Raw genomic sequence first — 12,865 nt, 5'->3', positions numbered from 1 at the left:
CGCCTGTCGCTGCGCGACGCTCAGGCTCGGACTCGGCGTTGTAGAGAGTGCGTACGGAGCTCGATTGAATGACGCGCCCAGCCGCGTAGCGAGTTTGCCTTGCTGATCAGCGCCGGCGCGCCAGATCCTCGAGCATTTCCCAGGACTTCAGACCGCGCCCGCCCAGGTGATGCAGCAGCACGCCACGCATGCTGCGGCGCAATCCCGGCATGTCGTCGGCCGCCGGCATGACGTCTTCGCCCAGCGCCAACAACGCCGCGCCGGTCACGGTCTCGCGCCGGTCCTGCGCCAGCCGCTCGCTCAACACGCGCAATGCGCCTTCCTGCGGATCGAGGCGGTAACGTGCCGCCGGGTCGATCGGTTGGCCGTCGTTGTCGTGTTGCAGATCGAAGGCAAACCCGAGCCCATCGAGTACATCGCGCTCGAACTGGCGCAGTCCCCAGGCCAACGGCAGGTTGGAGGCCAGATGCGCCCGCGCCCGCGCATAGCAATCGAACAGCTCGGGCACCGGGTCGTTGCGTGGAGCCAGCCGCAGCAGCAACTCGCTGATATAGAAGCCGGCCAACATGGTTTCGCCGGCCAGGCGCGGTGCAGTGTCCAAGGCCTCGGCCTGGCGCAGTTGCGCAAGCTCGCCGCGCTGCATTGCCGTGAACTGGATCAGTTGCAAGGGCTGCAATGCGGCGCGCAAGGCCTGTTTGCGCGCCGCGTGCACACCACGCGCCAGCAATCCCACCCGCCCCTGCTGCTCGGTGAGCACTTCCACCAGCAGACTGGTCTCGCGCCAGGGGCGCACATGCAGGACAAAACCGCGTTCGTTGTCGATCAGCATGGCGGCAGGCGGGACCGGGTCCCGGCCTTACTCGTACCCGAACGCCTTCAATGCCGCTTCGTCGTCCGACCAGCCCTCGCGCACGCGCACCCAGGTTTCCAGAAAGACCTTGGCACCGAACAGCCGCTCCATTTGCAAGCGCGCCTTGCCGCCGATTTCCTTCAGGCGGGTGCCGCCCTTGCCGATCACGATCGCCTTCTGGCCTTCGCGCTCGACCCAGATCACTGCGCCAATACGCAGCAATGCGCCATCTTCGGCGAAGCGCTCGATCTCCACGGTGGTGGCATAAGGCAGTTCTTCGCCCAGCTGGCGCATCAACTGCTCGCGCACCAGTTCGCCAGCCAGAAAGCGCTGGCTGCGATCGGTGATCTCGTCCTCGCCGAACATCGCCTCGGCCTCGGGCACCAGCTTGAGCAGGTCGCCGACCAGCGCTTCCAGGCCCTTGCGCTTGAGCGCCGACACCGGATGCACTGCAGCGAATGTGCGACCTTCACTGACCTGCGCCAGAAACGGGAACAGCGCGGTCTTGTCCTTGAGCCGGTCGACCTTGTTGACCACCAGCACCACCGGCACCTTGGAATCGCTGAGGACCTTGAAGGCCAGCGTGTCTTCTTCGTCCCACCGGCCGGCCTCGATCACCAGCACTGCGGCATCCACGCCTTCCAGCGAGCCGCGCGCGGCGCGATTCATCACCCGGTTCATGGCGCGCTTCTGCTCGCGATGCAATCCGGGCGTATCCACCAGCGCCAGCTGCCCCTCGGGGAAGGTGGCGATGCCCAGCAAGCGATGCCGCGTGGTCTGCGGCCGGTTGGACACGATGCTGACCTTCGCACCGACCAGCGCATTGGTCAGGGTGGACTTGCCGACATTGGGACGGCCGATCACGGCGACACTGCCGCTACGGTGGGGGGAAGAGGTTTCGCTCACGTGTTTGAATCCAGTTGTGCGATGACGAGGGTGGCCGCCTGTTGCTCGGCGAGGCGACGCGAGGTGCCCTGGCCTTCGGCGCGGGCGACGGGCTGTTCCAGAATGCAGGCGACATGGAACTGCTTGGCATGTTCGTCGCCGCTTTCACTGATCAGCGCGTAATTGGGCAGCGGGAGTTGCCGCGCCTGCAGCCATTCCTGCAGCCGGGTCTTGGGATCTTTTTCAGCCTTGCCCACCGGCAGCGCAGCCAATGAAGGCTCGAACCAGGGCAACACCACCTCACGGCAGCGCTCGAAGCCACAGTCCAGATAGATCGCCGCGACGATCGCCTCGACCGCATCGGCCAGGATCGAATCGCGCCGGTGGCCACCGGATTTCAGCTCGCCCGGACCAAGCGTCAAGCGCTCACCCAGATTCAGCGTGCGGCCGATGACGGCCAGCGCGCCTTCGCGCACGAGTTCGGCGCGCGCACGGGTCAATGCGCCTTCGTCGGCCTTGGGCCAGCGCTGATACAGCGCCTCGGCGATCAGCAGATTGACGATGCCGTCGCCGAGGAATTCCAGTCGTTCGTTATGCGGGGTCCCGGCGCTGCGATGCCGCAGCGCCTGGGCGAGCAGACCCGGATCGGCAAACGCGTGCCCGATCGGATCACCACGCTGGAAAGTTCTATTGCCCACCACGTCCAGTCATGTCCTGCGATGTATCGAATTTGCCGACCACATCGAGATTGCCGATCATTTCGCGACGCACTTCGTAGTTGACCTTCATGCGCCAGCCGCCTTCGATACGCTCGAACTTGACGTCTTCTTTTTTGACGTTTTCCGAATAATTGATGTACAGCCGACGGAAGAACAGATCCTGCAACTTGGACGGATCCATCTCACCGGCGCCGGGCTCTTTGGCCAGACCCTTCATCGCGGTGCGCACGGAATAATATTCCTGATACATCGGAAACAGCTTCATTCCCAAGTACAGGCCAAACCCCACCACCGCCAGCACCACCACGAACGACGTCAACGTCATACCGCTCTGCTTGCGCTTCATTGTGCTTCCCCTGGCACGCCGTGCGTGCATTTACTGGATTCCGGTCCCGATCCGCGACGGATCGAAACTCCCCTTGCAGAACCACCCTTCGCAATTGAGCCAGATCAGGAACGCCTTGCCGCGCAGATTGGCTTCCGGCAGAAAGTGCGTCTGGGTCCAGAAGCGGCTGTCTTCGCTGTTGTCGCGATTATCCCCCATCACGAAATAACTGGCGGCCGGCACGGTCCAGTCGCCCTGCCCGGCCGGCATGTTGCGATCCACCCATTCCAGCACGGTGTGCGTGCGGCCCGGCAGGTCCTCGACCAGCAACGTGGTACCGGTCATCTCGGCGCCCTTGCCCTTGCCGATGTACTCGCCCTTGACCGTGTAGCGCATCGGCTTGTCGTTGATGTACAGCGTATCGCCGTGGAAACCGATCTTGTCGCCGGGCAAACCCACAACGCGCTTGATCCAGTTCTGGTCGGGCGCATGCGGCGGCTTGAATACCACCACGTCCCCGCGCTTGGGCTCGCCGGTGGGGATGAACTTGGTATTGGTGATTGGCAGACGGAAGCCGTAAGCGAACTTGTTGACCAGGATGAAGTCGCCGATCAGCAGATTGGGCATCATCGAACTGGACGGAATCTTGTACGGCTCGGCCACGAAGCTGCGCAGGATCAGCACCACCGCCAACACCGGAAAGAACGCGCGCGAGTAATCGATGATCGCCGGCTCGCTGTCCAGCAGCCCGGCACGTGCGGCGCGGCGCTTGGCCAGAAACAACGTGTCCAGCAGCCAGATGAAGCCGGTGCCCAGCGTCAGCACGACCAGGGCGATTTCAAACCATTTCATTCGGGTTCCTTCGGAACAGGATTCGGGATTGGAGATTGGGGATTCGCAAAAGCTCAGGGCTGGCGCGTCGTTGCCAATCCCGAATCACGCATCCCAAATCCCTGCTACTTATCCATCTGCAGCACAGCCAGGAAGGCCTCCTGCGGAATCTCCACGCGGCCGACCTGCTTCATGCGCTTCTTGCCTTCTTTCTGCTTTTCCAGCAGCTTTTTCTTGCGCGAAACGTCGCCACCATAGCACTTGGCCAACACGTTCTTGCGCATCGCCTTGACCGTGGAGCGCGAGATGATCTGCGCGCCGACGGCGGCTTGAATTGCCACGTCGAACATCTGCCGCGGGATCAATTCCTTCATCTTCTCGCACAGTTCGCGGCCGCGCCGATCGGCGTAGCTGCGGTGCACGATGATGCTCAGCGCGTCGACCTTGTCGCCGTTGATCAGCGTGTCCACACGTACGAACGGGCCGGCATCGAAACGCAGGAAGTGATAATCCAGCGAGGCGTAACCGCGCGAGACCGACTTGAGCTTGTCGAAGAAATCCAGCACCACTTCGGCCATCGGCAACTCGTAGCTGATCTGCACCTGGCTGCCCAGATAATTGATACCGATCTGGCTGCCGCGCTTTTCTTCGCACAAGGTGATGATGTTGCCGACGTAATCGGGCGGGGTGAGGATGTTGGCGCGGATGATCGGCTCGCGGATCTCCTCCACATGGTTCAACGGCGGCAGCTTGGACGGATTGTCCATCGGGATCACGCTGCCGTCGGTCTTGAGCACTTCATAGACCACGGTCGGCGCGGTCGAGATCAGATTGAGGTTGTACTCGCGCTCCAGCCGCTCCTGCACGATTTCCATGTGCAGCATGCCCAGGAAACCGCAGCGGAAGCCGAAGCCCATCGCCTCGGAACTTTCCGGCTCGAAACGCAGCGCCGCATCGTTCAGACGCAACTTGTCCAGCGCTTCGCGCAGGTCCGGATAATCCTCGGCATCGACAGGGAACAGGCCGGCGAACACGCGCGGCTGCATTTCCTGGAAACCGGGCAGCGCATGCGGTGCCGGGTCGGCCGCCAGGGTCAAGGTATCGCCGACCGGTGCGCCGTGCACATCCTTGATCGAGGCGTTGATCCAGCCCACTTCGCCGGCGCCCAACGCGGGCAATTCCTTGCGCTTGGGGGTGAACACGCCGACCTTGTCGACCAGATGGGTGCGGCCGGTGGACATCACCAGGATCTTGCTGCCCGGCTTGATCTCGCCCTGCATCACGCGCACCAGCGAGACCACGCCCAGGTAGTTGTCGAACCAGGAGTCGATGATCAGCGCCTGCAGCTTGTCGGTATCGCGCGGCTTGGGCGGCGGAATGCGCTGCACGATCGCTTCCAGCACCAGATCGACGTTGAAGCCGGTCTTGGCACTGACCGCCACCGCGTCTTCGGCATCGATGCCGATCACCGCTTCGATCTCGGCCTTGGCGCGCTCGATGTCGGCGGTGGGCAGGTCGATCTTGTTGAGCACCGGCACCACTTCCAGGCCCTGCTCGACCGCGGTATAGCAATTGGCGACCGATTGCGCTTCCACGCCCTGGGCCGCATCCACCACCAGCAACGCACCTTCGCACGCGGCCAGCGAGCGGCTGACTTCATAGGAGAAGTCCACATGCCCGGGGGTGTCGATGAAGTTCAGTTGGTAGACCTGCCCGTCCTTGGCCGTGTAGGGCAAGGACACCGACTGCGCCTTGATCGTGATGCCACGCTCGCGCTCGATCGGATTGGAGTCGAGCACCTGGGCTTCCATCTCGCGCGCCTGAAGGCCGCCGCACAGCTGGATGATCCGGTCGGCCAGGGTGGATTTCCCGTGGTCGACGTGGGCGATGATGGAGAAGTTGCGGATATTCCGCATTGAATCTGAGGACATTGAGGTGGGCGCCGGCGGTGCCGTCGTCAGGGTAACGCAGCATTATCGCACGCTTTGGGGCAGGGATTAGGGAGTAGGGATTGGGGATTCGAAAAGGCAGAGCAAGAGCAAGCACCCGCGAGCGGGAGCCTGCTCTTGTCAATCCCGAATCACCAATCCCGAATCCCGGCCGCCCTCAGCCGCCAGCCTTCAAAGCGACATAGCTGGTCGCCTTGCCGTCAGTGACCAGCAACATGACCACATCGCCCTTCTTGACACTGGCCAGCGCGCGGTTGATGTCGGCGACGCTGCCGACCTTGGTGCGACCGACACGCGCGATGATCAAGCCCGGCGACAGCGGCGGCTGGGTGCTGCGCGCTGCCGCGCCAGTGACCGAGGCGATGCGCACGCCCTCGCCCGCTTCCAGGCCCAGGCGACTGCGCTCGGCGGCGGTCAGATCGGCGAGCTGCAGCCCGAGCAGTTCCACACTGGCCGGTGCGCTGGGCTTGCTGTCGTCGGCAGCGGTGCGCGGTGCGGCGTTGCCGGCCGGGTTGTCCAGCGTCGCCAGGGTGACAGCTACCTTGCGCGGCTTGCCATCGCGCAACACGTCCAGGTTGACCTTGGTGCCCGGCGCCATCAGGCCGATCATCGGCGGCAGATCGCTGAAGACATCGATCGGCTTGCCGTTGACGGCGGTGATCACATCGCCCACTTCGATCCCGGCCTTGGCGGCCGGGCTGCCGGCGGGAATGTCGTTGACCAGCGCGCCGCGCGTGTCCGGCAGGCTAAGGCCCTGCGCCTTGAGCGAATCGATCGGGCCGACCGCCACACCCAGCATGCCGCGACTCACATGGCCGGTGGCCTTGATCTGTTCGGCGGCACTGAAAGCCAGATCGATCGGGATCGCAAAACTGATCCCCATGTAGCCGCCCGAGGCGGAGAAGATCTGCGAGTTGATGCCGACCACTTCGCCACGCGTGTTGAGCAGCGGGCCACCGGAGTTGCCCTGATTGATCGCCACGTCGGTCTGGATGAAGGGCACGTAGCGCTGATCCGCATACGGGTTGCTGCGGCCGATGGCACTGACGATACCGGCGGTGACCGAGTGATCCAGCCCGAACGGCGAGCCGATCGCCACCACCCACTGGCCCGGCTTAAGCGAATTGGAATCGCCCAGGCGCACCGTTGGCAGGCCCTTGGCCTCGATCTTGAGCAGCGCCACATCGAACTGCTCGTCGCTGCCGACCACCTTGGCCTTGAACTCGCGCCGGTCGGTCAGCTTGACGGTCACTTCGCTGGCGCCATCGACCACGTGATGGTTGGTCAGCACATAGCCGTCGGCCGAAATGATGAAGCCCGAGCCCATCGACTTGCCGGCAATGCCGCCATCGTCATCGCCCTGCCCTGGGCCACCCGGCCCCTGGCGCGGCCCGCCCGGCATCTGGAAATCCGGCCCGAAGAAGCGGCGGAAGAACTCCGGCATCTGCTCATCGCCCGGCATCGCGCCGCCGTCCTGCCCACCCGGCCCACCGCGCCGCTGGCGCGCCATGGCGTCCTTGCGGGTGATGGTGGTTTCGATATTGACCACGCCCGGGCCGACCTGTTCGACCAGATTGGTGAAGTCCGGCAGGCCCGCCACCAGCTGCGGCGCCGGCGTGGCGCTGCGGTTGGCGGCAATCGGTGCGGCGTCCTTGGCGGCGGGCGCAGGCTGCTGCGCGCAAGCGGCCAGCGGCAGGGTCATGGCGATCAGGCCGAACATCTGGGTGCGGATGCGATGGTTCATCAGGTTGCCTCCGATGGCAGGGCGACAGGGGCCAAAGCCCCTGCCTTTGCAGGGGTCCGGCACGATAACGGAAGGGAGGACGCCAAACCGATGAAGGTCGGCGGCGGGATCAGTCTTGCGGCGGCTGCACCGGCAGCGGCCGGCTCGCTGCCGGGCTGGCAATCGCTTGCGGCGCAGGCTCGAACGGATAGAACGCCGGGCCCGGGCGGCTTTGACTGAAGCTGGCATTGAGCGGACTGTCGCCAGCGCCGGACAAGGCCGCGCGTGGCCAGGGCCGCGCCTGCAAGGTCATCTCGGAATGCGTGAACGGGTTCGACGGCGTGGCCGGACGCACTGCTGGAGCAACCGGTGCCGGCGTGGCAGCGGCCACCATGCGGGTCGGCGCCTGCTGCTGGCGGGCAGCGACACTGCGGGCCGCCTGCTGATTGCGCGTGGCCGCACCGCGACGGGTGGAAGCCAGCGCAGCGGCAGGCACCGCTGCAGCGAGCGCGACACCCTCGTCGGGTGTGGCCGGATCCGGTGTCGCCGGCGCTTTCGGCGCTGCCGGCGGCTGCACTGCGGCGGGCATCTGCGCGGCCGAGGCGAACACCGGCACCTGGGCGGCAGGCCGCGCCGTCTCGGGCAAACGCTCGCGCGCCATGAACAAGGCGATCGCCGCGACCGATGCCGCAATCGCCGCGCCACCACCCCAGCGCCAGCGCGTCGCCGGGCGCGTAGAGGGTTGCGCCTGTGGAGCGGGCTCCTCGGCAATAGCCGTGCGCACACGCGCTGCGAAGTCCAGCGGTGCAGGCGCACTGGCTGCGCCGCGCAGCACATCGCCGCACAGCTGCCAACGTTCGTGGCAACCGGCCAGCTCGTCGTCGTGCGCCAGACGGCGCAACAAGAAGCGCGACTCGTCGGCGTTCAATTCGCCATCCACCAGCGCAGACAACTGCTGGCGATAGTGAAGCTCGAACTTGTCGGTGGTGGACATCACAGGGGTATGGCTCATACGCGGTGTCGCTCACGGGTAGCGCTTTCGGTCTCCAGCAGAGGCCGCAGCTCGATGTCGATGGCCTCGCGCGCCCGGAAGATGCGCGAGCGCACCGTTCCGATCGGGCAATCCATTTTTCGCGCGATTTCGTCGTAGCTCAGCCCATCCACCTCGCGCAGGGTGATGGCCGACCGGAGTTCTTCCGGCAAGGCTTGGACCGCACGCATCACCGTTTGTTCCAACTCCTGTCGCATCAATTCGCGCTCCGGGGTATCGGTGTCGCGCAAGCGGGTCGCCCCATCGAACTGCTCGGCATCGCTGATCTCGATGTCGTCGGTGGGCGGACGGCGGTTGTGCGCAACCAGATGGTTCTTGGCAGTGTTCACGGCAATTCGGTGCAACCATGTATAGAACTGCGAATCGCCGCGGAAACTGTTGATCGCGCGGTAGGCGCGCACAAACGTATCCTGGGCCACGTCCTGACATTCGCTCCAATCGGCGATGTAGCGCCCGATCAACGCAACGATGCGGTGCTGGTATTTGCGCACCAGCACATCGAACGCTGCGCTCTCTCCGCGCTGCACACGCCGGACCAATTCCAGGTCCAACTCCTGAGGTGTATCGACTCCGGCCATGTCGGGCCGCACTCCTGTCAGCCCACCGAAGTCGGGCAATGAGACCGCCATTGAAAAGAAAAGTTCATACCGATCCGTACGATCGTCACGCATCAGGGTAGCGGCACCGATGCGCCGCTGGCGACGCCTCGCACCAAGCGCACGCGGCCCTGTCGACAGGTATGGGTATTTGACGTGAAGGAAACAACCTCTGGATGATAACGATCTTTCCTTATATCTCCGGACGGCCAGACGCATGCTTCCAGGTTTCGACGGGCTCCGATTCAGCCATTGGCAGGCCGACCTGCGCGAGGACGGCGTGGTCGTGCTCAGCCTTGATCGCCAAGGTGCACCGGTCAACGCGTTTTCGCAGGAGGTGCTGCTCGAACTGGGCGCGCTGATCGAACGACTGGCACTGGAGCCGCCCAAGGGCGTGGTGCTGCGCTCGGGCAAGGCCAACGGCTTTATCGCCGGCGCCGACCTCAAGGAATTTCAGGAATTCGACCGCAAAGGCACCGTCAACGACGCGATCCAGCGCGGGCAGAGCGTGTTTCAGAAGCTGGCCGAACTGCCCTGCCCCACGGTCGCGGCGATTCATGGCTTCTGCATGGGCGGCGGTACCGAGATCGCGCTGGCGTGCCGGTATCGGGTGGCCTCCGACGATGGCAGTACGCGTATCGGCCTGCCGGAAACCAAGCTCGGCATCTTTCCCGGCTGGGGCGGCAGCGCCCGCTTGCCGCGCTTGATCGGTGCGCCGGCGGCGATGGATCTGATGCTGACCGGCCGCACCGTGTCGGCCAAGGCCGCGCGCGCGATGGGCCTGGTCGACAAGGTCGCCGCGCCTGCGGTGCTGGTGGATGTCGCCGCCGCACTGGCGCTCACCGGCAGCAAGCGCCCGTTCAAACAACGCGCCACTGCGTGGGCCACCAACACCTTGATTGCGCGCAAGCTGCTGGCGCCACAGATGCGCAAACAGGTCGCACGCAAGGCGCGCAAGGAGCATTACCCGGCGCCGTATGCGTTGATCAACGTGTGGGAACGCGCCGGTGGCAGTGGCATCCAGGCGCGCCTGGCCGCCGAGCGCAATGCGGTGGTGAAACTCGCCAGCACGCCGACCGCGCGCAATCTGATCCGCATCTTCTTCCTCACCGAGCGCCTGAAAGCGCTAGGCGGCAAGGACGCTGGCGCTGCGGCGCTGGCCCCTATCCGCCATGTGCATGTGATCGGTGCCGGCGTGATGGGCGGCGATATCGCGGCCTGGGCGGCGTACAAGGGCTTTGAGGTAACGCTGCAGGATCGCGAGCAGCGCTTCATCGATACGGCGCTGGGCCGCGGCGGCGAGTTGTTCGCCAAGCGCGTCAAGGACGAGGCCAAGCGGCCGGCGGTGGCGGCGCGCCTGCGTGGCGACCTGGCCGGCGCGGGCGTGGCGCAGGCGGACCTGGTGATCGAAGCGATCATCGAGAACCCGCAGGCCAAGCGCGAGCTGTATCAGTCCATCGAGCCGCAGCTCAAGCCCGATGCCTTGCTGACCACCAATACCTCGTCGATTCCGTTGACCGAGCTCCGCGGGCATATCCAGCGCCCGGCGCAGTTTGCCGGCCTGCACTACTTCAATCCGGTATCGATGATGCCGCTGGTGGAAATCGTGCAGCACGACGGGCTGGATCCGGCCAACGTCGCGCGCCTGGCGGCGTTCTGCAAGGCGCTGGACAAGTTCCCGGTGCCGGTGGCGGGCACACCCGGTTTCCTGGTCAATCGCGTGCTGTTCCCGTATCTGCTCGAAGCGGCCACCGCGTATGCCGAAGGCGTGCCGGGCCCGGTACTGGACAAGACCGCAGTGAAGTTCGGCATGCCGATGGGACCGATCGAACTGATCGATACGGTGGGGCTGGACATTGCTGCAGGCGTAGGTGCGGAACTCGCGCCCTTTCTGCACCTGCCGATTCCCGCAGCGCTGGCCACGGTGGAAGCAGGCAAGCGCGGCAAGAAGGACGGCCAGGGCTTGTACAAGTGGGAGAACGGGCGCGCGGTCAAACCCGAGGTCGCCAGCGGCTACGCGGTGCCGGCGGATCTGGAGGGCCGCTTGATCCTGCCGCTGCTCAACGAAGCGGTCGCCTGCCTGCACGACGGCGTGGTAGCCGATGCGGATCTGCTCGATGCCGGCGTCATCTTCGGCACCGGCTTTGCCCCGTTCCGTGGCGGCCCGATCCAGCACATCCGCAGTGTCGGCGCCGACGCGCTGCTGGAACGGTTGCAGGCACTGCATGCGCGTTACGGCGATCGTTTCGCGCCGCGCCCAGGTTGGGATTCGCCGTTGTTGCGTGAGGCGGTGGTGTGATTTTGTCTCAAATCCGATAACAAAAAAGGCCACCATTGGCGGCCTTTTTTGTTTGGAGCACCACACTACCCATCAGTGATGATGGCGCGCGCCATGCAGGTGCGAGTGGCCTTGATGGCTGTCTTCTGCAGCGCCTTTCGACACGCTTGGCGTCCCGCACGGCTCGGTGCCGCAGTCGCCGCTTTCCACCTGCAGGGTGACGTGGGTGATCTCGAAGCGCTCGTGCAGGAGTTGGCCGAGCGCGTCGCGCAGGCGGTCGCGGTCGGTGGTTTCGCCGACCACCACGTGTGCGGTGAGTGCGGGTGTGCTGGAGGCCAGTGCCCAGACGTGCAGGTCGTGGACGTCTTCGACGCCGGGATAACTGCTCAGCGCTTGCTGCACCTGAGGCAGGTCGATGCCTTTGGGCACGCCTTCGAGCAATACGTTGATCGCTTCGCGCAACAGCACCCAGGTGCGCGGCAGCACCCACAGGCCGATCAGCACGGCCAGCACCGGGTCGATCCACTGCCAGCCGGTCCAGCGGATCAGCAGCGCGCCGATGATCACCGCCACCGAGCCAAGCATGTCGCTCCAGACTTCCAGATAGGCACCCTTGACGTTGAGACTCTCGCCGCTGCCGGCGTGCAGCAGCTTCATCGCGATCAAGTTGATCACCAGGCCGAAGCCGGCGATCCACAGCATGCCGCTGGAGGAAATATCCTGCGGCGCGCGAAAGCGTTGCGCCGCTTCCCACAGGATGTAAGCGCCGACTGCGAACAACAGCGCGCCATTGGCCAGCGCGCCGAGCGCCTCCAGGCGCACATAGCCATAGGTGCGACGCGCATCGGCAGGGCGACGGCTCAGCCGCACCGCGACCAGCGCGATCATCAGGCCGACGGTGTCGGTGGCCATATGCGCGGCGTCGGACAGCAGCGCCAGGCTGTTGGTGATGAACGCGCCGATGACCTCCGCCAACAGGAAGGTGGCGGTCAGCGCGAGCGCCCACCACAACGGTTTCTCGTGGCGGATCTCGCTAGGTGCGTGGTTGTGGTCGTGTCCCATGGATGCGGTGGCCTCGTGCGATGCGCGCACCTTAGGCGCACGCGATGGCGGAGACTATTACACCTGCGCGTGATGACATCACATCACGCGGGCGCAGTGATGTGCCTTATTGCCCACAGGCCGGGTGGCAACTTGGAGCGGCTAACAAAAGCTCTCGAACGCCGCAGCAATGGCGGCAACGTGCTGGCCACACTGCCTTCGTTGACGAGTGGAGTGATGTCGGTAGTGGCAGTGACATTGCTCGGATCGAGAGGAGCCGATCAGACCGCACATCATCGGACGGCCGCACTGCATGCACTACTTGCCCTGCTTGCCCTGCTTGCAACCATGCACACCGACACTCTCGACTGGTCCTTGCCCGCTCACCGTCGCGGGACCTTACGCGGCATGGATGCCGCGTAAGAGCCTACATGGACGTACTTGCGGCGTGTCCCGCGACGGTGAGCGGGCAAGGGCCCTGCAGAAAAGCCACAGATCAGCCGCTCTGCCTTGCGGCGTGTCCCGCGACGCTGGGCGGGCAAGGGCCTCGCAGACAAGCCACAGATCAGCCGCTCTGCCTTGCGGCGTGTCCCGCGACGCTGGGCAGGCAAGGGCCC

The 12,865-nt window shown here is 65.0% G+C and carries 11 protein-coding genes; 1 reads left to right on the top strand and 10 read right to left on the bottom strand.

The genetic code is table 11. The features are described 5' to 3' along the window. Positions 1–106: 106 nt before the first annotated feature. From recO to rpoE, 9 genes are all read right to left on the bottom strand, one after another. Positions 107–829 carry a DNA repair protein RecO gene (gene recO, locus NMB96_RS13150; RefSeq protein ID WP_255085006.1) on the bottom strand — a complete coding sequence of 241 codons (723 nt, stop codon included), beginning with the start codon at positions 827–829 and terminating at the stop codon, positions 107–109. Positions 830–856: 27 nt separating this feature from the next. Beyond that, on the bottom strand, positions 857–1,756 hold the full coding sequence (gene era / locus NMB96_RS13145) for a GTPase Era (RefSeq protein ID WP_023903250.1): 900 nt from the start codon (positions 1,754–1,756) through the stop codon (positions 857–859). Next, positions 1,753–2,433, bottom strand: coding sequence for a ribonuclease III (gene rnc / locus NMB96_RS13140; RefSeq protein WP_023903249.1), 681 nt, complete (start codon positions 2,431–2,433; stop codon positions 1,753–1,755). The genes era and rnc overlap by 4 nt, the downstream gene beginning before the upstream one ends. Continuing rightward, positions 2,423–2,830 (bottom strand): DUF4845 domain-containing protein, encoded by a 408-nt coding sequence (locus tag NMB96_RS13135; protein WP_026064646.1) that lies wholly within the window; start codon positions 2,828–2,830, stop codon positions 2,423–2,425. The genes rnc and NMB96_RS13135 overlap by 11 nt, the downstream gene beginning before the upstream one ends. Then, positions 2,831–3,631 (bottom strand): signal peptidase I, encoded by an 801-nt coding sequence (gene lepB, locus NMB96_RS13130; protein WP_255085005.1) that lies wholly within the window; start codon positions 3,629–3,631, stop codon positions 2,831–2,833. It abuts the gene before it with no gap. A 104-nt stretch (positions 3,632–3,735) separates the two neighbouring features. Then, positions 3,736–5,526, bottom strand: coding sequence for a translation elongation factor 4 (lepA, locus tag NMB96_RS13125; protein ID WP_006449892.1), 1,791 nt, complete (start codon positions 5,524–5,526; stop codon positions 3,736–3,738). Positions 5,527–5,716: 190 nt separating this feature from the next. After that, positions 5,717–7,303 (bottom strand): DegQ family serine endoprotease, encoded by a 1,587-nt coding sequence (locus NMB96_RS13120; protein ID WP_255085004.1) that lies wholly within the window; start codon positions 7,301–7,303, stop codon positions 5,717–5,719. 109 nt (positions 7,304–7,412) lie between these two features. Then, positions 7,413–8,294, bottom strand: a complete 882-nt coding sequence (locus NMB96_RS13115; RefSeq protein WP_255085003.1) for a sigma-E factor negative regulatory protein — start codon at positions 8,292–8,294, stop codon at positions 7,413–7,415. Then, entirely contained in the window at positions 8,291–8,911 is a 621-nt protein-coding gene (gene rpoE / locus NMB96_RS13110; protein WP_255086971.1) for an RNA polymerase sigma factor RpoE, read from the bottom strand. The genes NMB96_RS13115 and rpoE overlap by 4 nt, the downstream gene beginning before the upstream one ends. Before the next feature lie 235 nt (positions 8,912–9,146). On the opposite strand from rpoE, the gene NMB96_RS13105 reads away from it, so the two are divergent. Further along, positions 9,147–11,228: a 3-hydroxyacyl-CoA dehydrogenase NAD-binding domain-containing protein gene (locus NMB96_RS13105; protein WP_255085002.1), complete on the top strand. Its 2,082-nt coding sequence runs from the start codon at positions 9,147–9,149 to the stop codon at positions 11,226–11,228. Between the two features lie 72 nt (positions 11,229–11,300). On the opposite strand, the gene NMB96_RS13100 is transcribed toward NMB96_RS13105, so the two are convergent. Next, positions 11,301–12,269: a cation diffusion facilitator family transporter gene (locus NMB96_RS13100; RefSeq protein WP_255085001.1), complete on the bottom strand. Its 969-nt coding sequence runs from the start codon at positions 12,267–12,269 to the stop codon at positions 11,301–11,303. Positions 12,270–12,865: the final 596 nt, after the last annotated feature.

This window comes from Xanthomonas hortorum, from assembly GCF_024339125.1.
Lineage (GTDB): Bacteria > Pseudomonadota > Gammaproteobacteria > Xanthomonadales > Xanthomonadaceae > Xanthomonas > Xanthomonas hortorum.
This window is presented reverse-complemented; position numbering and strand designations above follow the sequence as displayed.